This window comes from Bacillus sp. SIMBA_154 (assembly GCF_046536015.1).
GTDB lineage: Bacteria > Bacillota > Bacilli > Bacillales > Bacillaceae > Bacillus > Bacillus pumilus_P.
Genome location: NZ_JAWJBV010000111.1, coordinates 1 through 344, shown reverse-complemented (window position 1 = coordinate 344; position 344 = coordinate 1). Strand labels below are relative to the sequence as shown.

Genomic DNA, 344 nt, shown 5'->3' with positions numbered 1-344 from the left:
AGCTGGGTTAGTGAACGCACCTTTGCCATCGATCAGCTCGTCGAGCGTGATGAGCTGCTGCCTGTCACTCGCCAAATCATCAGTCAAGCTGAGAACTACAATGCGGTTGATGCAATGAGTGCTGAGTATTCGCGCGCTGCACTAAGTCGCCTTATTCCACAAATGCTATCTGAATTTGACGCATTAATGGTGCCAACTGCGCCGACTATTTATACCATCGATGCGGTCAATGCTGATCCGTTAACGAAAAACAGTCATATGGGTGCTTATACTAATTTTGTGAATCTAGCGGACTTATCGGCGTTGGCGTTGCCGAATCTAATTGCTAGAGACGGATTACCGCG

At 48.0% G+C, this 344-nt stretch carries 1 pseudogene; it reads left to right on the top strand.

The features are described from left to right. Window positions 1–344, top strand: a pseudogene (locus R0K30_RS21340) (hypothetical protein); the annotation flags it as partial.